This window comes from Vreelandella xerophytica, from assembly GCF_968048975.1.
On sequence record NZ_OZ309106.1, the window covers coordinates 2,409,851 to 2,432,623 of the forward strand.

Below are 22,773 nucleotides of genomic sequence, written 5' to 3' on the forward strand. Positions count from 1 at the left end.
CTCAAGAACGGCCTCCCACCGGGCTTCGAGCCGGGCATAATCGGACGTTTTCACGGCCCCGCAGGGTATCGGTACGAGAACACGCCAAGACGCTCGCCCCTCTCGAACGTGCAGCTTGAAAAAGGGAGTGCCCCCTGACGACACGAACGCCGCCCAATAAAAAACCCCCGGCCGAGGCCGGGGGTTCCATGGTACGTCTTCTGAGCAAACAAGCTTGATACTTGCTGCATCCGGCGGCCCCGCAAGGCCCCCCGATGACTTCAAAGGAACACGGGGGAGGAAGCAGCCCCTCCCCCGACAACAAAGCCTTTATTAGGCAGCGTTGTTAACGGACAGGAAGCCGTTAGAGAAGTCGACGTCTTGTACGTTCACGCCAGTCAGAGTGATTTCAGTGATGTCGGCATTGCTAGTAGAGTTACCGGCAGTTGCGTCGGCTTCTACGTAGAGTACCAGATCGTCACCGTCCTGACGCCAGAAGATTTCCAGTGTGTTGGCATCGCCAACGCGGCTGTTGATGGTCTGGCCTTCGGTCAGTGCTACAGCGGTGTAGCCTTCGCCGAAGAAGATGTAGTCAGTACCTTCGTCACCGAAGTTATCGATGTCGTTATCGTCAGAGTTGCCAACGTTATCAGCAAAGATGTACAGATCATTACCGTTGCCAGCATCTTCGTCGAAACCACGGATAACAAAGTCGTAATCTTCGAGGATTGTGGTAGTAGCAGTTTCAAGAGCAGTATCGAGCTCATCCAACTGAACGGCAAGAGTACGCGCTTCCTGGAATTCAGTAACAGCTTCGTTCAGAGTGTTACGAGCTTCGATTGCGTTGATGTAGGCGCTAACCAGATTGTCTTCGTCAGCAATATCGAAACCAGAGCCATCCAGAACGAAATCACCATCATCAGTATCAGTGAAATCGTCAAAATTAAAGTCATCAGTTCCATCAGTTGTGAAAGTGAAACCTTGAGCCTCGGCCAAGTTCTGAATAGCCACATCAGCGCGGCCTTGAGCAGTCTCGGCAGCTACAGCAGCGCGACCCTGAGTAGTAGCGGCTGCTAAAAGAGCACTGAAGCCTTCGAAATCGCTGGCATTGAAACCAGAATCAGCACGGAAGGTACCGTTGGTACCACGTGTAGCAACGGTATCACCATCAATTTGTAGAACAGTTACACCGTCTTCTTCAGTAATAGAGACACCGCCACTGCCGTCTTCATCAACAGTAAGGCCATTTACTGAGTTAAAACGAGCCACTTCACCTACAAAGTTTGTTTGTGCTGTAACTGCAGCGTCATTAGCAGTGTTAAGCGCATCCAAACGATTCTGAGCGGTGTTGAGCAAACGAACACCAGAAGTACCCAGAGCGTTACCAGCGGTGGTAACTTGCGCATTGGCTGAAGTCTGTGCGTCAGAGATCAGAATGTCCTGGGTGGACACACCGCGATCTTCCAGATCACCCACATTCAGCAGGTCGCCCAGAGTGCTAGCTGTTGCTTCGTAGTAGTCTTCAACAGCTGTAGCTGTATCTTCAGCACTGAATGCCGGAGCAACGCCATCTTCATCGGCCAGAAGTGCAGCAACACCTTCAACTTCAGCAGCATCTTCCAGGAAGTCGTTACGCGCTTCAAAAGCGGTACGGTATTCTTCGATCGCTTGCGCCAGCAGAGCGGTAGTTACGCCGTCGCCCAGCTGCAGAGAAACGTTGCCTTCGTTACCGGCTTCCAGGTGTGCGTTGGAACGCTCGATGGCGTCACGCAGAACTTCAGACGCTTCGGCGAAGCCGCGCGGAATGGAATCGCCCAGCAGTTTTTCGCCGATTTCAGCGATTACCTGACCCGCCGGAATGCCGTCGTCCAGACGAGTAGTCACGAATTCGTTGGCGATGTCGTAGCTGTCAGAACCTTCCTGCAGACCCAGGCGGCCCAGGATCAGGTCGATCTTGTCCTGACGGTCGTCGCTGCGGAACTGGTTGTTGAACGTGTCAGTCTGTGCCAGGTTGTTGGCCAGGTTGTAGATGCTGGGGTCGTTAGCCAGAATCTCGCGGAAGTTGGCGGCAGAGGTGGTACCTACTGCTTGGCCGAACATCAGAGCGGCGAGGCCCTGTACTGCTTGTGTCTTGGTAATAGCCATCTTGGTAAAACTCCTTGCGTTCTTGACAACGTTGTCGGGCTCATCTCTAAGCCGCGCTGGCTACGCTAGCACAGCCTTAGAAATCTCACCACATTTTACTACGGTACTACTGAAGCAGATTTGCCTTTCCTGTGTAGCAGCCGTATACGCGCATACCACTGCTGTTGCTGCGCTACGGTACTCTTTATAGCGGCGCTCAGGCACCTTGGCAAGTAACATATCACTATGCCTTCATTCCTTCGCTAAGGCAAGTTTGCCCGGCTGGAAAGCTTCTTATGCCAGCCTACTCGCCGTGGGTGACATTTGCGTGACGGCGGGACCTGGCGGGGCGTCGGGATGTTAAAAAACATTGTTCTCTAACCACCTGTTCTTGAACGCCTTGTGTGCCAGGTTAATAAAAAAGTGTTTAAAAACGCCACACTGTTCATTTTTACCCCGGTTGGCACCAAACAAGCACAGGGGTAAGATAGCGCCCTTTAAGTTCACCCTGGAGCGCGCCTTGGCTGCCTTACTGTTTCATCGCCATCTGCATCTTCTGTGGCAGTTCACCTGTCGCGATATCACCAGCCGCTACCGGGGCTCGCTTCTGGGCCTGGGTTGGACGCTTTTGTCGCCGCTTCTGATGCTGGGGGCGTTCACCCTGGTGTTCTACGGCTTTTTCGACTTGAAATGGCCGGTGGAGGCCACCGGCACCCCGCAGATGGATTTCGCCCTGCAGGTGTTCGTCGGGCTTTTATCCTTCAACTGGTTCGCCGAAGTGGTCAACCGGGGGCCGGTGCTGGTCACCAGCCAGCCCAACCTGGTCACCAAGGTGGTGTTTCCGCTGCCGCTGCTGGCGTTCTCCTCGGTGCTGGCGGCCAGCTTCCAGGCACTGGTCAGCCTGGTGCTGCTGCTATTGATTACCGCGTACCTGGTGGGCGTGAACATCACCTGGCTGGGCCTGCCGCTGGTGATTCTGCCCTTTGCCGGGGTGCTGGTGGGTATTTCGCTGTGGCTTTCGGCCCTGGGGGTTTATCTTCGCGATATCGGCCCGTTCATGGCGCTGTGTACCTCGGTGTTGATGTTTCTCTCGCCGGTGTTCTACCCGCTTTCCAACGTGCCGGAGCAGTGGCAAGGCGTTTACCTTTTGAACCCGCTGGCGCTTTTGATCACCCAGCTGCGTGATGTGATCTTCATGGGCGCCTGGCCCAGCCCCAAGGTGGTCACGGGGCTTGTCATCGTTGCCGTGGTGCTGCTGGTCAGCGGCCGCTGGGCCTTCAATAAACTGCGCGGAGGGTTTGCCGATGTGCTCTGATACCACCACGGCTGAAAAGGCCACTCACGCCAGCGCCACTGCCCCGCCCACGCGCCCGGCGCCAGACGCGGCCATTTCCCTTGCCGGGGTGAGCAAGACCTTCTACCGCTACCAGCGCCCCATCGACCGGCTTCTATTGCAGTTCAAGGCGCTGAGCAAGCGCGCGCGCTTCGATACCATCAGCGGCCTGAAACCCATGGACCTGACCGTGGAGCGCGGTGAAGTGGTCGGCCTGGTCGGGCGTAACGGCGCGGGCAAATCCACCCTTTTGCAGCTTGTGTGCAATACGCTGTCACCGAGTACCGGCGAGGTAACGGTCAACGGCAAGATCGCCGCCCTTCTGGAGCTGGGTTCCGGGTTCAACCCGGAGTTCACCGGGCGGGAGAACGTGTTCATGTCCGCGGCCATTGCCGGGCTCAGCCGGCGCCAGGTGCAGGACAAGTTCGACGAGATCCATGAGTTTTCCGGCATTGGTGATTTCATCGACCAGCCGGTGAAGACCTACTCCAGCGGCATGTACGTGCGCCTGGCCTTTGCGGTGGCCACGAGTGTCGAGCCGGACATTCTGGTGGTGGACGAAGCGCTTTCCGTGGGCGACGGCGCCTTTGCGCGCAAGTCGTTCGATCGCATCATGGCGCTTCGCGACAGCGGCGCGACGATCCTGTTCTGCTCGCATTCGCTTTATCAGGTGGAAAACCTGTGCGACCGGGCGCTGTGGATCGAAGGCGGCGAGGTGCTCGCCGACGATATACCCTCGGTGGTGATTCCCCGCTACGAGCAGTTCCTGATGGGCGAGAACGACCATGGCCACGGCGTGCGTGAAAGCGCCGCCGACGAGCAGCGCCGGGTCATTCCCCAGGGCAGCGCCAGGCTTTTGAGCACCAGTGTGCTGATCGACGGCAAGACGCCGGATGCCCGCTACCCGGCGGTCAGCGGCGAAAGTACGCTTGAGATCGAGATTGCGTTTGCCAGCGACCCGGCGCTTCCCTGCCCGGGCGTGGCGGTGACGATTTCCACGACCTCCGGGCAGATCGTGACCAGCTCCGGCAGCTGGGAGGAAGGCGTGACGCTTTCGCGCAACGCCAACGGCGAAGGGCGCATTGCCATCGGCTTTCCGGCGCTTGCGCTTTTGAAAGGCGAGTACCACGTGGGGGCGTATCTTTTCTGCGAGCGGGGCCTGCACAGCTACGAATGGGTGGACCCGATCAGCGGCTTCCACGTGACCCAGCAAAGCGTGGCCCGGGGCGTGGTGCGCCTGCCCCACCAGTGGCAGGCGCTTGCCCCCGGCGCCAAGCAAGAGGCAGGCTGAACCATGTGGCAGACCCGCTGGGCCACCCCTGAGGATTTACCCGCGCTTCTGGCGCTGTTCGAGCGCGCCTTCGGCCAATCCGTGGATGCCGACACCTGGCAGTGGAAGTATCGGCTGGCGGCGTCCCCGGGGGTGGTGTGCCTAATTGATGACCAGATCATCGCGTTCAACGGCGGCATGCCCCGGCCCGGGGCGGTGCTTGGGCAGGCGTGTTCCATCGTGCAGATGGGCGATGTGATGGTCGACCCGGCCTACCGGGGCATTCTGACCCGCAAGGGGCCGTTCTATCAGGTGGTGCAGGCGTTTTTCAGCGAACAGGTGGGCGAGGGCCTGGCCCAGCGCTACGCCTTCGGCTTTCCCCACGCCCGCCATGCCCGGCTGGGCCGCGCCCTGAAGCTTTACTGCGACACCGACCGCATCGATGAAGCGCAGTGGCCCGCGCTCAGCCGCCGGCGCGTGCTGACCACCGCCACGCCCTTGACGCCTGACCACGCCCACAAGGTGGATACGCTGTGGGCGCGCATGGCCAAAGGGCTTTCGCAGCACGCGGTGGGCGTGCGCGACTGGGCGTGGCTTTCGCACCGCTACCTGGATGCCCCCCGGCGGGGTTATCAGTGCTGGCTGGTCAAGAACCGCCTGACCGGGGCCCCGGTGGGCGTGTGCGTGCTGCGCGCCCACGACGCCACCACCGTCGAGCTTCTGGACCTGGTGGCCGCGCCGGGGCAGCTGGCCCGCACCGTGACCTGCGCCCAGCACCTGACCGCGCGCATGGGCGCCACCCGGTTGATGGCCTGGCTGACCCCGGCGGTGGCCCAGATGCTTCATGCCACCCAGCCTGCGCTGAGACCCACCGAAGTGGTCGTGCCCGGCAGCCGGGTCAACGGCCTGGCACTGGGCATGGAAGTGGAGAACCGCTGGTGGCTGATGGGCGGCGACACGGACTTTCGCTGACCGACCAAGGCCCGGCTGGATGAATACGCACGGCCAAACGGACGCGCACTGCTGGATAAAAGGATCACCCGATGAGAACCGCCCGATGAGAGAAGCCTGGTACGTTCCCTACCACGCGGGCGCGCTGCAAGGACAGCGCGTGCTGGTGCTGGCCCCCCACCCGGACGATGAAGTGTTCGGCTGCGGCGGGGCGCTGACCCAACTGGCCGCCCAGGGGGCGACGATTCAGGTCATCATTGCCACCCAGGGCCCCCAGGCGGCGCTGCGTCTGGAAGAATCCACCCAGGCCGCCGCGCTTCTGGGCTACCCCACCCCGCTGAACTGGGATTTTGCGGACCGGGGCCTGGAGCAGGCGCGCGAGGCGCTGGCCGAGCGGCTGTGGCAGACCCTCGAAGAATTCCAGGCGGATCTTCTGCTGGCGCCTTCGAGCTGGGAAATGCACCCGGACCACCGCGCCGCCTGCGATGCGGCGCTGACGGCCGCCGCACGCTATAGTGGGCGCCAGGCGCTGACCGTGGCGCTTTACGAGATCGGCGTGCCGCTCAGCGTCAATCACCTGGTGGATATTTCCCCGGTGGCCGAGCAAAAAGCCCAGGCCATGCAGTGTTTTGCCTCGCAACTGGCCGAGCAGCGCTACGCGGAACAGATCGGTGGGCTCAACCGCTACCGCAGCTACACCCTGGGGCTTGCAGTCACCCAGGCGGAGGCGTTTCACGTCTTGAAGCCCGGCGAGGAACACGCCGAGGTGGTGCTGCCCTCGGTGCAGGACCAGGCGCTCTGGCGCTGCGAAGCCGCCCTCTTGCAGGCGCAGCAAGACCACGCCGAGTCCGTCGGGGCATTGAGGCGTGAGCTTGCGCAGGCGCAAGAAGCAGCGCAAGCGGCGTCTCGAGAACGGCTAAACGAACACCAAGAACAGACACAAGAACTGGCACACGAACTGGCACAAGAACTGAAAGCGCTCGAGCAAGCGTACCAGGCGCTTTCGGCCCAGGCCGCCGAAACCCAGGCGGCGCTCGAAAATAGCGAGCACGCCCGCCGGGGCGCCGAGCAGATGCTGGAAACCATTTACGCCACTCGCGGCTGGCGCTGGCTTTCGCGATTGAAATCGTTATCAGGGCGCGGCTAGCGCGTTATTTATCTAGGAAGTTTATGTCAACGTCTTTTGATACTCCCCGCGTCAGCCTGCTGATTCGCAGCATGGACCGTGACCACCTTCATTCGGTGCTGGCCTCGGCCGATGCCCAGCGCTACCCCTTCGTGGACATTCTGGTGGTCAACGCCAAGGGCGAACCCCACCGCGCCTTGCCGACACTCGACACGCCCTGCCGGCTGATCGAAAGCGATACCCCGCTCAAGCGGGCCGAGGCCGCCAACGCGGCCCTGAAAGCGGTCGAAACGCCGCTGGCGCTGTTTCTGGACGACGACGACCTGATCGACCCTCACCATATCGAGCGCCTGGTCGAGGCGCTCGATGCCCAGCCGCAGGCCCCGGCGGCCTACGCCGGCGTGCGCCTGGAAAAGACCACCGGCGAGGCGCTTTCCACCACGGACGCCCCCTGGGTGCCCGGGGAGCTTCTGGTGCACAACACGCTGCCCATTCACGCGGTGCTGTTTCGCATGGCGGCAGTGGAAAAAGGCGCCTGCCGGTTCGATACGCAGTTCAGCGAGCTCGAGGACTGGGATTTCTGGCTGCAGCTTGCCCGCCAGGGGGCGTTCGTTCACGTACCCGGCGCCAGCGCCACCTACCGGCTGGCCCTGGGGGAATCCGGGCTTTCCCAGCAGCGCGACGTGCAGGCCTACCAGAGCGCACGCAGCGCGGTATGGCAAAAATGGCTGCCCCAGGTGGACGAGGCGCTGCTGCAAAACGGCCTGGCGGCGCTGATCGACCGACTCGAACAGCTGGAGTGGGACACCCAGCAGCTTCACGCCAGCGAAGCCGCGCTTCACCAGCGCGACCACGAACGCCTGGGCCAGCTGCTGGAACTGCGCGAACATTACGAAAAGCTCCAGGGCTTGCACAGCGAGCTTCACCAGGCCCACGGCGGCGCCTGGGAAAAGCTCAGTGGCCTGGGCAAGGAACACGAGCAGGCCCTGGCGCGGTTAAGCTCGCTGCAAAAAGACCACGACGGCCTTCAAAAGACCCACGGCGAGCTTCAGCAAACTCTCGCTACGTTGAAGCAGACCCTGCAGCAGCGCATCGACGAGCAGACGCACACCCAGGAGCGCCTGGCCGAAACCCGGCACGCCCACGCCACGCTCGAACAGGCCCACGCAGACGCCCAGCACCGCCTTCACCTGCTGGGGGAAGAGCTGCACGCCATGCGCCATTCGCGCTCCATGCGCCTGACCAGACCCCTGCGCTGGCTGACCGACCAGCTTCGCCACCTGCGCGGCGACACCCCCGACACCCCAGGCCCCGCCCAGGACGACCTGCCCATCGCCCAGGGAACCCAGACAGAACCTAAGGGGCCGGTGGACATCATCGTGCCGGTCTACAAGGGTCTGGATGAAACCCGCGATTGCCTGGAAAGCGTGTGGGCCTCTACCCCGAAACACGCCTACCGGCTGGTGGTCATCAACGATTCAAGCCCGGAGCCCGAGCTTACCGAGTGGCTTCGCGAGGCGGCCCGCACACGCCCCATGCTGCTGCTGGAAAACGAGGAGAATCTCGGGTTCGTGGGCACCGTGAACCGCGGCATGGCGCACTCAAATAGCGCCGATGTGCTTTTGTTGAACAGCGACGCCGAGGTGGCCAACGACTGGCTGGATCGCATGATTGCCGCCGCCTACCGCCCCGGCACCCGCCCGGTGAGCAGCGTGACGCCGTTTTCCAACAACGCGACGATCTGCAGCTACCCGCGCTTTTGTGAAGACAACGACCTGCCGCTGGATTACGACCTGCCCACCCTGGACCGGCTGTTTGCCAAGGCCAACGCCGGGCAGAGTGTGGATATTCCCACGGCCATCGGTTTTTGCATGTACATCCGCCGCGACTGCCTGGATGACGTGGGGCTTTTCGACGTGGAGAACTTCGGCAAGGGTTACGGCGAGGAGAACGACTTCTGCATGCGCGCCCTGAAGGCGGGGTGGCGCCACGTGCACGCGCTGGACGTGTTCTCCTGGCACAAGGGCGGGGTGAGCTTTGGCGACAGCCAGCCCGAGCGGGTCAAGAAGGCGCTCGCCGTGCTCGATGAGCTGCACCCGGACTACCACCGCCGCGTGCACTCGTTCATTGCCGATGACCCGGCCCGATTTGCGCGCACGGCGGTGGAAATCGAACAGCTTCACCAGAGCCAGCTGCCTACGGTGTTGATGCTCAACCACCAGCGCGGCGGCGGTACCGAACAGCACTGTCGCGAGCTTGTATCTCGGGTAAGCGATGTGAACTGGCTGATTCTGCGCCCGGATACCGAGGGCCACGTGGTGCTGAGTCGCGATCTGCAGGCGGGTAGCCTCACGCTTCGCTATCACCTGCTGCACGACTGGAAAGCGCTTACCCAGATGCTGAGCTACCTGGGCGTGCAGCGCCTGCACTGGCACCACTGGCTGGGCTTCGATCAGCGCATTCACCAGCTGGCCGAGGCACTCGGTGTCGAGCAGGATGTGACGCTGCACGACTACTACAGCGTGTGCCCGGAAATCAGCCTGACCGACGACAAGGGCCGCTACTGCGGCGAGGATAACTGCGCGAAGTGCACCGGGTGCTTGCCGGCGCAAGCGGTGAGCGAGGCCACCACCCTGAAGGGCTGGCGGGATTATCACCACCAGTGGCTGTCCCGCGCCCAGCGCATCATCACCCCGAGTGCGGACGCCGCCGAGCGCATCAACCGCTACTACCCGGATCTTTCGATCATCGCCGCCGCCCACCCGGATACGCTGGCCACCTACCCGGCGCCGGTGCGTCCTTCGCTTGAAAAGGGCGAGCCGCTGCGCGTGGCGGTGCTGGGTGCGCTTTCCATGATCAAGGGCGCCGACGTACTCGAGGACACCGCCAGCGAGGCGAACCGCCAGGGGGCAGCGCTGGAGTTCAAGCTCTTCGGCTTTGCTTACCGCTCGCTCAAGACGCTGCCCAACCTGTCCAACACCGGGCCTTACCAGGGCGACGAGCTGATCGGCCTGCTGGAGGAGTGGCAGCCCCACGTGGTGTGGTTCCCGGCCCAGTGGCCGGAAACCTACAGCTATACGCTGAGCATCTGCCTTTCCATGGGCATTCCCGTGGTGGCCTCGAACCTGGGGGCGTTCGAAGAGCGCCTGGCCAACCGCCCGATGAGCTGGATACTGCCTTGGAACACGCCCCCGGCGGAGTGGGTGGCCCGCTTTGAAACGCTGCGCGAGGAAGGCGCGCTGCAAGACGCCCTGCCCCGCCTTGATAAGCCCACGCCGCTTCTGAGCTACTACCCCGGCGACTATGCGGCCCCCCTGAAACCCAAGGCGGCCAAGGCCGGTGGCACCACGCCGGTGTGGCGCCCGCACATGTCGGCCATGGGGGCCACGGGCTACCAGCGCCAGCGGCTACTCAAGGCGCTTTACTGGCTGCGCGAACGCCCCAGCCTGCGCTTTCTCAGCCAGCGCATTCCGCCCTCGCTTCAGCGGCGGGTGAAAAGCGCGGTGCTGGGCGAGGCGAAAAAGTAATGTCTCGTGTACTCACGCCCCTGGCGCCCTTGCCGGGCCATACCCGGCCGCCAGGTGCCGGCTTGGGGAGGGCTTGCCGCCATGGCTGAGCGCGGGCTGCGCTACGGGGTGTGTGTGCCCACCCTGAACGCGGGAGAAGCCTGGCCTGCGTGGCTCGAACAGAGCCGCCCCGCCGTGGCCGGCGCCCAGCGCACCCTGGTGGTGGATTCAAGTTCTTCCGATGACACCCCTGGGCTTGCGGCGCGCTTTGGCTGGGAGGTAATGCGTATTGCCCGGGAAGAGTTCGACCACGGCGGCACCCGCCAGCGGGCGCTCGAGTACCTGAGCGATTGCGACGTGGTGGTGTTTCTGACCCAGGACGCGGTGGTGGCCGAGCCAGAGGCGCTCGATGCGCTGGTGGGTGCCTTCACCGATGACCGGGTGGGGGCGGCCTTCGGGCGCCAGCTGCCGCATCTGGATGCCACCCCCATCGCCCGCCACGCGCGGCTTTTCAACTACCCTGAAGGCTCTTACCAGGCAAGCGAAGCGGACATTCCCCGCCGGGGGATCAAGACGGCGTTTCTGTCCAACTCGTTCGCCGCCTACCGGCGCGAGGCGCTGCTGGGAAGCGGCGGATTCGCCGAGAACACGATCCTGAGCGAAGACATGCTGGCCGGCGCCAGCCTGTTGAAAGCGGGCTGGGCGCTGGCCTACTGCGCGAACGCCCGGGTGCGCCATTCCCACAACTACTCCTTGAAGGAGGAGTTTCAGCGCTACTTCGATATCGGCGTGTTTCACCGCGAACAGGGCTGGCTGCTGGCCTGGCTGGGCCGCGCCGAGGGCGAAGGCGCCCGGTTCGTGCGCTCGGAAATTCGCTATCTCTTACGCAAGGCCCCCTGGCGTCTGCCCGAGGCGGCGCTGCGCACGTTTTTGAAGTACACCGGCTACCAGCTGGGCCGCCATCACCATCGCTTGTCAAGGCGCATGAAGCGGCGCCTGTCGATGAACCGGCGTTACTGGTAACTTCCCGCACGCTCCTGCGTTCAAGCCAACGTCTCATCCTTTTTCAGCATGTCCGAGAGCGTTCGTTCGATCTCGCGGCGCTTTAGCCCGGGTACCCAGGTATCCAGGCGTTTCGTGCACGCCTTCAATTCGGGTATCTCGTTGGCGCGCACGAACGCCGGGTTCACCTGAATGTCGATGGTATGGCCGGCCAGGCGCTCCAGCGTTTCGACCAGCGTCTTCAACGACACCGCCCGGCCGCTGCCCACATTGATGACGCTGCCGCTTTCGGCCTCCTGGGGCCAGTGGCTCAGCAAGTGCGTGTAGATCGCCACGATATCTCTGACATCGCTGAAGTCGCGGCTGACGTGGGTGTTGCCCAGTTCCATGACCGCTTCGCGGCGCTGGATGTGATCGACGATCTTGGGCACCAGAAAATGCAGCGCCTGGCCGGGGCCGGTGTAGTTGAACGGCCGGGCAAGCAGTAAAGGCAGCCGGGCCTTGTAGGTCAGGGCCATATGCTCCATGGCCAGTTTGGAATGGGCGTAATGGTTGACGGGTAACGGTACAAGGCTTTCATCGATGATAGCCTGGCCATTCGCCCCGTAGACGTTGGCGCTGCTGGCAAGCAGTACCCGGGGGGGCGTGGTCAGCCTGGCCAGCGCGCTGAGCAGGGTGTCGGTGCCCAGCACGTTCACCCGGTAGAAATCCAGCGGCGTGGGGTGGCCCACGAAGGAGAGCGCGGCCAGATGATACACCTGGCTGGGCGCGGCTTTCTGCACGACGGCCTGCAGCCTGGCGTCGTCGTTGAGATCGACGTGATGGGTTTCATCCGCCCCGCAGGGCTGGCTTGCAAGTGCCACCACGTAGTGGCCCTGGCGCTTCAAGTGCGCGATCAGGTAGCGGCCGGTGAAGCCGCTGCCCCCGGTAACCAGGCTGGTGGTCATGGTGGTTCCTTGCCTTGAGGTGTACGCGCCCGCTAGGCGCCGATTTCCTTCGCGACCCGGGCCAGATCCGCCTCGACCATCATCTTGCAAAGCGCTTCCAGGCGGGTGGCGGGTTTCCAGTCCAGCTCCCGGTAGGCCTTGGCCGGGTCGCCGATCAAAAGCTCCACCTCGGCGGGGCGGTAGAACTGCGGGTCGATCACCACCACCGGGGTGTTCGTTGCCACATCCACCGCTACTTCGTTTTCGCCCTCGCCTTCCCAGCGAAGCTCGATCTTTGCGGCCTGAAAGGCCAGAGTCACGAAATCGCGTACCGTTTCGGTGCGGTTGGTGGCCAGAACAAACGTGTCCGGGGTATCGGCCTGAAGCATGCGCCACATGCCTTCCACGTACTCTTTCGCGTAGCCCCAGTCGCGCTTGGCGTCCAGGTTGCCAAGCGCCAGGCGGGTTTGCTTGCCCAGCTTGATGCGCGCCACGGCGTCGGTGATCTTGCGGGTCACGAACTCGCGCCCGCGAAGGGGTGATTCGTGGTTGAACAGAATGCCGCTGGCGGCGAACAGTCCGTAGGATTCCCGGTAGTTGATGGTCATCCAGTGGGCGTAGAGCTTGGCCACCCCGTAGGGGCTTCGGGGGTAGAACGGGGTGGTTTCGGTCTGGGGGACTTCCTGCACCTTGCCGAACATTTCCGACGTCGAGGCCTGGTAAAAGCGAATGCTGGTGTCCACGATGCGAATGGCTTCCAGCAGGTTGACCGCCCCCAGCCCGGTAATTTCGGCGGTGGTGATGGGCTGATCGAACGAGACGCCAACGAAGCTCTGCGCCGCCAGGTTGTAGACTTCCCGGGGCTTGCAGCGCTGCAGCAGGCGAATGCTGGCCGACAGGTCGGTCAGATCATATTCGACCAGGTGCAGCTTTGGGTGGTCCTGCACCCCCAGCGCTTCGATACGCCAGAAGTTGACCGAGCTGGTACGTCGATACGTGCCGTAGACGGTATAGCCCTTTTCGAGCAGCAGCTTGGCAAGGTAGGCGCCATCCTGCCCCGTTATCCCTGTCACGATCGCATTCAAGACAGCGTTCCTTTTCTCTTAAAGTCAGTCGATGGGCGCTTCACACCGCCGCCCTGTTTCAGCCGTTCTGGTTCAGCCGCGTTTGGGCGCAGGCCGCACAGGGGCGCGCCTGGCAAGGCAGCGCCTGGTTGTGACCAAGTGTAACCGGTATTGGTTACAGTTTCTGGTCAATCAGGGCGGCGCGCAAGAGCCCGTCATAGCGCTTGGCAAGGGTTGGCCAGCGGCGCTCGTCGAGCCACTGCTGCCGGGCGTTCAAGTACTCCTGGTGTTGTTTTGCGGGGGCGCCGAGCACCTGGGTAATACCCCGGGCAATGGCATCGCGCTCGAACCCGTCGGTTTGCCAGGCAACGCCTGCCACTTCGTCGAAGATCGGCGCCGGTGTGGTAAGAATGGTCGGGCACGCCGCCACGGCGGTACGTACCGCGGCGCTGCTGGATTCCTGAGTGTACTGGTACGGCAGTACCACCAGGCTGCATTCGGCCAGCCGCGTTTGGGCCTCTTCCAGCGGCTGAAAGTCGGTATCCCACTCGATGTGCGCCATGACCCCCAGCCGCTGGGCGGTGCGCCGACAGCGCGCCAGCTCCTCGCGAGAGCTGGCTTCGTCGCGCACCGAGGTAACCAGACGAAGCGTCGCCGCCTTGGGCAGCGCTCTGGACTCGAGCAGCGTCGCGAAGGCTTCGATCAGCGTATTGACGCCCTTGTGGGGCAGCAAAAAGCCGAAGCAGCCGATGATGGGGGCCTCAATGGGGGCCTGGGTCACCGGGGCGCTGGTGCCCTCGGCCACGCCCTGGTGAATCCGGGTCACGTTATCGCTCAAACCGATACGCTTTAAATGGTTGAGATCATCCAGCGTATGCACGAAGACGCGGTCGAATTCGGCCAAGGTGGCGGCCACGGCGCGCCGGCGAGCGGTGTCGAAATCGATGACCGGCCGGGTGGTGTGCAGCGTGATATATGCCCGTTTGCCAAGCTTGCGACACTGCTGAACCTCCTCTTGAAGGGCGCGGTCCAGCTCATAAAAGGCGAAGTGGTGCTGCAGCCAGACCACGTTGCCCCGGGCGTTTGCCAACGCGGGGCTTGCGCCCTTCTGCCAGCTGCTTTCCACCACCTGAAGCACGCCTTCTGGGGCCACTTGTTGTCTGGTGGGGGCGTGTACTTCGAGCAGCGCCGACTCGTCCTGGGTCTGCATCGCCTCCAGCAGGTGGGCGCTGTACTGGGCGATGCCGCAGGGCTCGTTCCAGGTGGTGTAAAGGCTGATGGAAAGCGTAGGCGGCGCGGTGTCGGCCAGTGCCTGCAGCCGGCCAAGGGCAGCGCTGAACGAGGCAACCGCCGCCGGGGCGAAAAACCGCTCTTGAATGGCGGCGTGCAGGTCGCCTGCCGCCGGGGCTTCGTGCTCGCCGTTTTGGCGTGACGTTTCGGCCTGACCTGATGTTTCGATCTGACGTAGCGCTTCGATCTGGCGCTGAACCTGGGCCACGGTGCTGCTGACGCTGGGCTCGACCCACAGCGCCTGGCCCTGGCTCAAGTGCGACTGGGCGTGATCGAAGCAGTAATCGATGAAGCCTGCCTGGCGAGCGGGTATGAAATCCGTATGGGCGCTGTAGCCGGTGACGACCAGGGCGCGGGAGAACTCGCCGGCTTCGATGGCGGGCATGTTCAGGCCCTCGCCCCGGGTGGGCAGTACCACGATATCCGCCTGGTGATAGAGCGCGGCCATCTGCTCGGTGGTGTAGTCGTCCATGATGACGGTAAGTCGCGAGCGGTGGCGGTGGCTTACGTAGGCCTCGACCCAGGCCTGGGTCTGATTGTGCGGGTTGGGGAAGGTCTTGAGGGTGAGCGTGATCTCGGGGTCCTGCTCGGCCAGCTGCTCGAAGGCCTGCAGCAGCACGTCCACCCCCTTGCGGGGAAACGCCGAGGAAACGTGCAACAGGTGTACCGCGCGTTGCCGGCCAACCCGGGCCAGATCCCTTGCGTGGCTGCCCGCGGCGTGGGGGTTGGCCATCAGCGGCAGCGCCACCACGTGAATGGGGCGAGTGCAGCCGCTGTCCATCAGCGCCTTCTTGACGAACCAGGCGGTGACGACCACGCCGTGATAGTGGCGGTTGAGGGTGTCTATCGTGTCTTGCGCCACCCAGGACTCTTCCCAGAAAAACAGCGCCACGGCCTTGCCGTGGGCGGGGTCCGGAGTGATCAGCGGGTAGTGATGATACAGCGCGACCCGCTGATGGGGCGCCAGCGCCTGCCAGGCCGAAGGGTCGGTCAGCGCGTTGAGCCGGGCCACTTCCTCGGTACCGCCGGGGGTGGTGTGTACCCGTATGTCCGCCGAGCCCTCGTGGGGGGCCAGCCACAGTGCAGGCGCGGGCTCGCTCTGGGCTAGCCGGCCAAGCAGGTGGCGGTTGACCGAGGCCAGGCTGTAGCTTCCGTTGACATGCCCTTCCAGGCGAACGCCTTTGATCGAGGGGGCGTTCGTGGCGTCGCGCAGGGCCAGGGCCTCCAGGCGTACCTTGGCCGGGGTATCGGCCTCCAGGTTCACGAAGTCTTCGTCGCGAAACTGCCCCTTGCGGCTGAACAGCCCATCGCTTGCCGCCATGTGCTTGAGCACGCGCATCTTCAACGCCGGAAAGCGGTTCAAGAACCTGAGCGCCAGACGCTTGAGCCAGGGGATCTGCGCCATTCTGCGAAGCGTCTTGCCACCCGCCCCTTGGCCGCGCGCCACGAACGACTGGCGGTGAAGGTGCATCACCCCCCGCAGCGGCTGGGTCAGGCGCCAGGAGCGGCTTTGGTAGATACCGTTGATCTCATCGAGCAGCTGCTGGGCTTTGTGCTGGTAGTGCTGGCGCTCCTGGGTCTCTTTCGCCAGTGCGTCGGCCTGCTCTTGAATCTTGTCCGCCAGGGTTTCCAGGCTCCCCTGCTGGGTGCTGGTCAACGTGTCCAGGTACGCAAACCAGGGCGCGCTTTGCTCGTCTGCGCCCTTGTGGGCGATCAGCGCGTAATCCGGATAGGCGGAGACGACCCAGTTCAGGTAGTCGCGAACGGCGGCGTCGTTTTCCGGGGGCTGGGGGCCGTTCAGGCGCAGGATATCGGCCTTGGCAAAGCCTGCATCCGTGGCAACGAAGTGCAAAAGCGGCGGCGGCAGCGGGTGCAGGTGGGTCGGGTCGAGATAGAAGCTCCAGAGCCCCACGGTGAGGTTTTCCGGGTTGGGCGTTTCCAGAATCAACACGCCCCCGGGCACCAGTACCCGGCGCGCCTCCTGCACGAGTTCCACCAGGCGCTCGAAGGGGATGTGCTCGGCGATGTGAAACCCGGTCACCGCCGAAAGCGTGTCGCTTTGGGTCTGCTTGAGCGCGGCCAGGGCGTCGCCGACCACGACCTCGAGCCCGCGTTCGTTGCAGGCCTTGGCCATGCTTTCGTTGGTATCGACGCCCCGGGCGGGCCAGGCGTTGTCCCGCATCAGCTCGAGCCATTCACCGCGCCCGGAGCCCAGGTCCACCGCCCACGCCTTGGGGTAGCGCGCCATGATGGGTGCCAGCAGCGGCACGTAGACGGCCAGGCGCTTTTTGATGTCGTCTTTTTCGCCACGAAAATGGTTGGTAAACCGGGTGTAGAAATCCATTACGCTGACTCGTTAGATTCGAAACGGGGGGTGTCACGGCGCGCGCATTCGATGGTCGGCATGACCCAGCTGCTGCCCAGGAAAAAGTCCTTTTCCATGTTCACCATCTGAAAGACCAGCGCGTGGTCGATCCACTGGTAGTTGCGCGCCAGGTGGGTGTCGCTGCTGTGCAGCGAGACGGACACGGAGTAGCTGCCGGGGCCCAGATTGGCCTGAAAGCGTATGCGGTAGGTCAGCGTCTCGCCGGGGGCAAGCGCGCGCTCTACCTGGTGGGTGTGCCAGGTGTTGGTGCCGAACACGTCCTGGCCCACCCGGTCTTTCAGCTTGTACCCCAGCACCAGCTCGGGCAGGTGGTCGTGAATGTTCACCTGCACCCGAAGCTCGACGGGCTGGCCGACGTCCACCACGTCGAGGGCCTGGCCTTTCCCGCCGTCGTGCAGGCTGATCTGGGTAATGCTCGCCTCGCCGGTGCCGGAGCGGGTCTGTATCTGGCCGCTGTCCAGGGGCTCGATCTCGACCCGGGCGTTCTCCTTCTGGGCGATCAGGGCGTTGTAGTAATCCATGATGTCCTGGGGCGGGCCATCCTGCAGCACGCGGCCCTGCTCCAGCAAGATGGCCCGGTCGCAAAGGCTCTGGATGGCGGCCTTGTCGTGGGAGACGATCAGAAGCGAGGTGCCCAGGCGCTGAAACTCGCGGATACGATCGAAGCTCTTGTGCTGGAAGTAGGCGTCCCCCACCGACAGCGCTTCATCGACGATGAGAATGTCCGGGCGAAACGCCGTGGCCACGGAAAACGCGACCCGCATCTGCATGCCGCTCGAGTAGACCCGCATGGGTTGATCGAAGTAGTCGCCGATTTCGGCAAAGGCTTCGATCTCGTCCATCGCGGCGGCCACCTGGGCATGGGTGAAGCCCATCAGCCCCGCGGCATGCAGCACGTTCTGGCGCCCGGTCAGCTCGCCGTTGAAACCCATCCCAAGCTCCAGGATCGCCGCGATGCGCCCTTGGGCGTGAAGGTGGCCTTCGCTGGGGATCAGCGTGCCGGTGATCATTTTCAACAGCGTGCTCTTGCCCGCCCCGTTCTGCCCCACGATGCCCACGGCTTCGCCGGCGGCGATATCGAAGCTTATATCCCGCAATACCCAGGTTTCGGCCTGGGGCGCGACCGGCATGAACCAGTTGACGATGCGGGTGAGTTCGCTCTTGTAGTGACGGTAGACCTTGCCGAGCCCGCGCACTTCCAGAAGCGCCGGGGCGTTCGTGGGGGATGGGCTCATAGGGCGTCCACCATTTCCGGGCTGGCCTTGCGAAACAAGAGCGCGCTCAGAAGCACCAGGGCAATTCCCAGCGCCGCCAGGGCCGCCAGGGCGATAAGCGACGGCGCTTGACCGTAGGCGAGTACGTCGTGGTAAGCCCCCACCAGGTGGTAAAGCGGGTTGAACGCAATGATCGCCTGCAGGGATGCCGGCACGATCTCGGCGGGATAGACCACCGGTGTGAACCAGAACAGGAACTGCATGACAATCGGCATGAGCTGGCCGATATCGCGAATGAAGACGTTGAGGATACCCAGCGTCAGCCCCAGGCCAAGCGACAGCAGCACCGTGATGCCGGTAAGAACGACCACCCAGGGCAGTGTGGCAAGGGTAAAATGGCCCAGCACCGCAAACACGACCAGAATGACCAGAAACAGCGCCAGGTTGTTGATCAGACAGGCGCCGGTGGCGATGATGGGCAGGGCGATCTTGGGAAACACCAGCTTCTTGAGCAGATTGGCGTTATCGATGAACACCCCGAGACAGCGGTTGAGCAGCTCGCTGAACAGGCTCCACCCCAGCATCCCCGCGGTCAGGTAAATGGCGTAGGCGTAGCGGCTTTCGATGCCGGGCAGCTTGGCCGAGAGCACCGCCGAGAGTACCAGCGCGTAGATCAGCACCATGGCCAGCGGATGAATGATCATCCAGGCGCCGCCAATGCGGCTGCGGGCAAAGCGGGTCACCAGTTCGTGGCGTATGGACGTGGCAATAAACTGGCGGTAGCGCCAGGCCCCTCCAAGGGATGCTAGCATTGCGTTACCTTTTTCCGTGCTGGACGGGTTCCCGGGCTTGGCTGGCTCGCGTACTGAACGGCTTTCCAGGCTGAACAGGAATTCGAACAAGGGCGCCATGTTAAGCCAAGCGTGAAGACCACACCACCGTTACTCGCCTTGCGCGCCTGGTGGCTGTGCTATGCTCGCGGCTTCACACTTCTGCTCGCCTTCCCCGCGACCGTTCGAGCCTACGGCATGGTTTTCAGCACTCCTCTCTTTCTTCTGGTGTTTCTGCCCGTCGTCTGGCTGGTCTTCTATCTGGCGAGCCTTTTTGCCACGCCGCGCTTTTTGCTTGGCTGGCTGGGGGCCGCGTCGCTTTTCTTCTACGCGAGCTGGGATATCACCCTGCTGCCCTTGCTGCTGGCGAGCATGGCCGTCAACTACTGGCTCGCCGGCCACATCACCCGGCCCCACCCCGGCTGGCTGTGGCTGGGGGTCGCGTTCAACCTGGGGCTTCTGGGCGGGTTCAAGTACTCGGTTTTCCTGCTCTCGGCGGTGAACCTGGCGCCCCAGACACTCAGCCCCTTGGTGTTGCCCCTGGGCATTTCCTTTTTCACGTTCCAGCAGATCGCGTTTCTGGTAGATGTTCGTCAAGAAAAGATCACCCGCGGGCCCTGGTCGCTGTACGGCGTCTTCGTCAGCTTTTTCCCGCAGCTGGTTGCCGGCCCTATCGTTCACTACCAAACACTTGCCCCCCAGCTTGCCAACCTGACGACGCCCAGGGCTCGCTGGGTGCGCTGCGGGCTGGTTCTGATCGCCCTGGGCCTTTCCAAGAAGCTGCTGCTGGCGGACAACCTGGCGCCCCTGGTGGAGCAGCTTTACGACAAGCCCGCGGGCAGTATCGTTGCCGGGGACACCCTGGTGGCAGGCTGGGCCTACGGGCTGCAGCTGTATTTCGATTTTTCCGGCTACGCGGACATGGCGCTGGGGCTTGCGCTGCTGTTTGGTATCCGGCTGCCGGAAAACTTCGCCTCGCCCTACCAGGCCCTGGATATTCAGGCCTTCTGGCGGCGCTGGCACATCACGCTTTCCCAGTTTCTGCGCGACTACCTGTATGTACCACTGGGGGGCAGCCGCCACGGCACGCCGCGCCAGGTCATGGCGGTGCTGGTCACCATGGTTCTGGGCGGGTTGTGGCACGGGGCGGGGTGGCAATTCGTGTTGTGGGGCGCGCTGCACGGCGGGTTGCTGGCCGGGCTTTTGGTGTGGCGCCGGGTCAGCCCCGTGCGACTGCCCCGCGGGGTCAGCTGGCTTTTGACCCTGACCCTGGTCATGCTGGCCTGGGTACCCTTTCGGGCGACGAGCCTCGAGCACGCCTTTGCGCTGTACGCAGGCCTTGGGCACTGGCAGTGGGGGGCGCTTGGCGATATGTACAGCGCCATGACCCAGGGCGTGATGGCGCTGCGTTCGCCGGGGGCGGTGCTGCTGCTGGGTTCGTTCATCGCCCTGGTCATGCCGAGCAGCATGCGCTGCGCCCGGTGGCTCGACGCGCCCTCGCGTATCCTCTGGCAAGGCGGGCTGGTCGGGGCGCTGCTGGTGGCGGTGGCCAAGGCGATGACCGATCTCCCCAGTCAGGCATTTCTGTATTTCAATTTCTGATGACCGTGCAGGGAACGAGAGAGCGAGTGGACATGAGGCGTTTTCTGACAGGTGTGCTGGCGGGTGGCTTTTTGGCCCTCAGCCTTTGGCTTGCCCTCTGGGCCGGGCAGCTTGGCCGGCCACACCCCAACAATGCGTGGATCGAGGGGGCGGTTCGCTACAAGCAGGCCCAGGCGAAGGCGCTCCCCTCACCGAAAATCGTGGTGGTGGCCGGCTCAAGCGCCATGTTCGGTATCGACAGCGGCGCGCTGGAGGCCGCCTTCCAGCGCCCGACCGTCAATCTGGGGGTCAATGCGGGCCTGTCGCTGCCGGTGATTCTAAAAAGCGCCGAGCCCGTCATTCAGGCCGGGGATCTGGTGCTGCTCCCTCTGGAGTACCCGCTCTACAACCGTGACGAAGGCGTTACGAGCCCGCTGGTACACTGGGCCAACAGCCACCCGGACGCCCTGTTGCAGCTGCCCCTGAAACGCTCATTGGGGGTTGTCGCGCAAACCTCGCTGACTCGCATCCTGGAGGGGTATCGGGGCCTGCCCGAAGGGTTTGTCGTGAGCGGCGATTACGGCGCGCACAACCTGGATCAGCGCGGCGATCAGCGCCATACCGCCCGGGCCCTGCGCGAAGCGCGCCACTGGCATTTTCTCACCTCGTTACCCCCGGAGACCTACGGCGAAACGGCCCGCCAGGGTCACTTTGCCGGTGCCCGGCTGCGCGGGTTTCGCGACCGACTGCTGGCCAAGGGCGCCTGCCCGGTTTTCATGCCCCCGCCGATGCTCTACCAGCCCGAATATACTCACGTGCCCATCGAGGCGGCGTATTACGCCAGCCTGCCCGAACAGGCCCGCCGGGCCGGGCTGAAATGGGTGGGGGAACCGACACAGGCCCTGTATGCGGCCGACGACTTTTTCGATACCAACTTTCACCTGGTGGACGAGGCGCGCACCCGCCATACGCACAAGATCATTGATTGGCTGGGCGAGCAGCCCATGGCGCAGTGCCGACACCATTACGAGACTCTGCCAAGAGAACCTGCCTTGACGCCCAACGTCACGTCTTGAGGTGTCGGTTCACCAGCGACTGCATGGACCGGGTGAAGTTGGCGGTGGAAAACCGCTCGGCGCTTTGTCGACATACCGCAGCCGAAAAGGCGTCGGGCTCGGCCGCGCGCCTTGCCTCGAACTGGCGTACCTGGTCAATGAGCGCGTCGCTTGTCTGCTCGGCCACCCAGAGCCCGGAAGCGCCGTTCAGGGTGGTTTCAGCCAGGCCCCCGACCCCGTAACCGATGACCGGCGCCCCGGCGGCCTGGGCTTCCACGGGCAGAATGCCGAAATCCTCTTCCGCCATGAACAGAAAGGCCCGGGCGCGCTCCAGGTGGCTCACCAGCACGTCATCGGGCTGGTAGCCCAGCAGCGTGACGTTGGGGCCCGCCAGGGCGTCGAGCTTGGCGTAGTCGGGGCCGTCGCCGATGACGACGAGCTGTTTGTCGGGCATTCGATTGAACGCCTCGATCACCAGATCGATCCGCTTGTAGGGCACCATGCGCGAAGCGGTTACGTAGAAGGCTTCCCGGGGCTGGTCGTGGCGAAACTTGCCCACGTCGACCGGGGGATAGATGACATCGGCATCGCGGCGATAGCAGGTGGCAATACGCCGCTGGATGTAGCTTGAAATGGCAACGAAATGATCGACCCGCTGGGCGCTGATGAAATCCCACTGTCGAAGGCGGTGCAGTTGCCAGCGCATGAGCCAGCTCATCACACCTCGGGCCTTGCCGATTTCACGCAGGTACTGGTGCTGCATGTCCCAGGCGTAGCGCATCGGGCTGTAGCAGTAGCAGATATGCACCGCACCCGGGTCGGGAATCACGCCCTTGGCCACGGCGTGGCTGCTGGACAGGATCAGATCGAAGCCTTTCAGGTCGAACTGTTCCACCGCCAGGGGCATCAGCGGCAAGTAGTGCCGGTAGCGCGTTCGCGCAAGGGGCAGACGCTGTATGAAGCTGGTGTGGATGACCTTGTCGCGCAGCGCGGGAATGTCCCGGGTGGGCAGGAAGTTGACGGTCGTGAAGATCTCCGCCTGGGGAAAGCAGCCCAGAAGCTCGGCCAGCGCTTTTTCGGCGCCGGCCCAGGTGGTCAGCCAGTCGTGAACGATGGCCACTCTCATGACGGCTCGG

The 22,773-nt window shown here is 63.4% G+C and carries 15 protein-coding genes; 8 read left to right on the plus strand and 7 right to left on the minus strand.

Translation table 11 applies throughout. From position 1 onward, the window contains the following. Positions 1–312: 312 nt before the first annotated feature. A complete protein-coding gene (locus ACWF8S_RS11380) occupies positions 313–2,124 on the minus strand; it encodes a hypothetical protein (protein ID WP_447553431.1) in 1,812 nt (603 codons plus the stop codon). A gap of 499 nt (positions 2,125–2,623) precedes the next feature. Between ACWF8S_RS11380 and ACWF8S_RS11385 the strand changes: the two genes are divergently transcribed. The 6 genes from ACWF8S_RS11385 to ACWF8S_RS11410 all read left to right on the plus strand — a co-directional run bounded on the left by ACWF8S_RS11385 (position 2,624) and on the right by ACWF8S_RS11410 (position 11,312). Further along, positions 2,624–3,418, plus strand: coding sequence for an ABC transporter permease (locus tag ACWF8S_RS11385; protein WP_447553432.1), 795 nt, complete (start codon positions 2,624–2,626; stop codon positions 3,416–3,418). After that, a complete protein-coding gene (locus ACWF8S_RS11390) occupies positions 3,408–4,727 on the plus strand; it encodes an ABC transporter ATP-binding protein (protein WP_447553433.1) in 1,320 nt (439 codons plus the stop codon). Before ACWF8S_RS11385 ends, ACWF8S_RS11390 begins: the two co-directional genes overlap by 11 nt. 3 nt (positions 4,728–4,730) lie before the next feature. After that, on the plus strand, positions 4,731–5,678 hold the full coding sequence (locus ACWF8S_RS11395; RefSeq protein ID WP_447553434.1) for a GNAT family N-acetyltransferase: 948 nt from the start codon (positions 4,731–4,733) through the stop codon (positions 5,676–5,678). A gap of 85 nt (positions 5,679–5,763) precedes the next feature. Further along, complete coding sequence (locus ACWF8S_RS11400; protein ID WP_447553435.1) at positions 5,764–6,804, plus strand: PIG-L deacetylase family protein; 1,041 nt, start codon at positions 5,764–5,766, stop codon at positions 6,802–6,804. A 23-nt stretch (positions 6,805–6,827) separates the two neighbouring features. Further along, a complete protein-coding gene (locus ACWF8S_RS11405; RefSeq protein ID WP_447553436.1) occupies positions 6,828–10,310 on the plus strand; it encodes a glycosyltransferase in 3,483 nt (1,160 codons plus the stop codon). 6 nt (positions 10,311–10,316) lie between these two features. Next, positions 10,317–11,312, plus strand: coding sequence for a glycosyltransferase (locus tag ACWF8S_RS11410; RefSeq protein ID WP_447553437.1), 996 nt, complete (start codon positions 10,317–10,319; stop codon positions 11,310–11,312). 20 nt (positions 11,313–11,332) lie between these two features. On the opposite strand, the gene ACWF8S_RS11415 is transcribed toward ACWF8S_RS11410, so the two are convergent. The 5 genes from ACWF8S_RS11415 to ACWF8S_RS11435 form a co-directional block, all read right to left on the minus strand. Then, positions 11,333–12,238, minus strand: a complete 906-nt coding sequence (locus ACWF8S_RS11415; RefSeq protein WP_447553438.1) for an NAD-dependent epimerase/dehydratase family protein — start codon at positions 12,236–12,238, stop codon at positions 11,333–11,335. Between the two features lie 32 nt (positions 12,239–12,270). Next, positions 12,271–13,302: a GDP-mannose 4,6-dehydratase gene (gmd, locus tag ACWF8S_RS11420; protein WP_447553439.1), complete on the minus strand. Its 1,032-nt coding sequence runs from the start codon at positions 13,300–13,302 to the stop codon at positions 12,271–12,273. Between the two features lie 154 nt (positions 13,303–13,456). Next, complete coding sequence (locus ACWF8S_RS11425; RefSeq protein ID WP_447553440.1) at positions 13,457–16,915, minus strand: glycosyltransferase; 3,459 nt, start codon at positions 16,913–16,915, stop codon at positions 13,457–13,459. Beyond that, entirely contained in the window at positions 16,915–18,192 is a 1,278-nt protein-coding gene (locus ACWF8S_RS11430; RefSeq protein WP_447553441.1) for an ABC transporter ATP-binding protein, read from the minus strand. Before ACWF8S_RS11430 ends, ACWF8S_RS11425 begins: the two co-directional genes overlap by 1 nt. Continuing rightward, complete coding sequence (locus ACWF8S_RS11435) at positions 18,189–18,983, minus strand: ABC transporter permease (protein ID WP_447553442.1); 795 nt, start codon at positions 18,981–18,983, stop codon at positions 18,189–18,191. Before ACWF8S_RS11435 ends, ACWF8S_RS11430 begins: the two co-directional genes overlap by 4 nt. A gap of 111 nt (positions 18,984–19,094) precedes the next feature. Here ACWF8S_RS11435 and ACWF8S_RS11440 point away from each other — a divergent pair, with 111 nt between their 5' ends. After that, on the plus strand, positions 19,095–20,603 hold the full coding sequence (locus ACWF8S_RS11440) for an MBOAT family O-acyltransferase (protein WP_447553443.1): 1,509 nt from the start codon (positions 19,095–19,097) through the stop codon (positions 20,601–20,603). A gap of 32 nt (positions 20,604–20,635) precedes the next feature. After that, a complete protein-coding gene (locus tag ACWF8S_RS11445; protein ID WP_447553444.1) occupies positions 20,636–21,658 on the plus strand; it encodes a hypothetical protein in 1,023 nt (340 codons plus the stop codon). On the opposite strand, the gene ACWF8S_RS11450 is transcribed toward ACWF8S_RS11445, so the two are convergent. Next, positions 21,648–22,763, minus strand: a complete 1,116-nt coding sequence (locus ACWF8S_RS11450) for a glycosyltransferase (RefSeq protein ID WP_447553445.1) — start codon at positions 22,761–22,763, stop codon at positions 21,648–21,650. The genes ACWF8S_RS11445 and ACWF8S_RS11450 overlap by 11 nt on opposite strands. Positions 22,764–22,773: the final 10 nt, after the last annotated feature.

Excerpts from the sequence above, each read along its gene's own strand:
- ACWF8S_RS11380 (WP_447553431.1), bottom strand. The coding sequence starts at position 2,124 with ATGGCTATTACCAAGACACAAGCAGTACAGGGCCTCGCCGCTCTGATG.
- ACWF8S_RS11390 (WP_447553433.1), top strand. The coding sequence starts at position 3,408 with ATGTGCTCTGATACCACCACGGCTGAAAAGGCCACTCACGCCAGCGCC.
- ACWF8S_RS11395 (WP_447553434.1), top strand. The coding sequence starts at position 4,731 with ATGTGGCAGACCCGCTGGGCCACCCCTGAGGATTTACCCGCGCTTCTG.
- ACWF8S_RS11400 (WP_447553435.1), top strand. The coding sequence starts at position 5,764 with ATGAGAGAAGCCTGGTACGTTCCCTACCACGCGGGCGCGCTGCAAGGA.
- ACWF8S_RS11405 (WP_447553436.1), top strand. The coding sequence starts at position 6,828 with ATGTCAACGTCTTTTGATACTCCCCGCGTCAGCCTGCTGATTCGCAGC.
- ACWF8S_RS11415 (WP_447553438.1), bottom strand. The coding sequence starts at position 12,238 with ATGACCACCAGCCTGGTTACCGGGGGCAGCGGCTTCACCGGCCGCTAC.
- ACWF8S_RS11425 (WP_447553440.1), bottom strand. The coding sequence starts at position 16,915 with ATGGATTTCTACACCCGGTTTACCAACCATTTTCGTGGCGAAAAAGAC.
- ACWF8S_RS11430 (WP_447553441.1), bottom strand. The coding sequence starts at position 18,192 with ATGAGCCCATCCCCCACGAACGCCCCGGCGCTTCTGGAAGTGCGCGGG.
- ACWF8S_RS11435 (WP_447553442.1), bottom strand. The coding sequence starts at position 18,983 with ATGCTAGCATCCCTTGGAGGGGCCTGGCGCTACCGCCAGTTTATTGCC.
- ACWF8S_RS11445 (WP_447553444.1), top strand. The coding sequence starts at position 20,636 with ATGAGGCGTTTTCTGACAGGTGTGCTGGCGGGTGGCTTTTTGGCCCTC.
- ACWF8S_RS11450 (WP_447553445.1), bottom strand. The coding sequence starts at position 22,763 with ATGAGAGTGGCCATCGTTCACGACTGGCTGACCACCTGGGCCGGCGCC.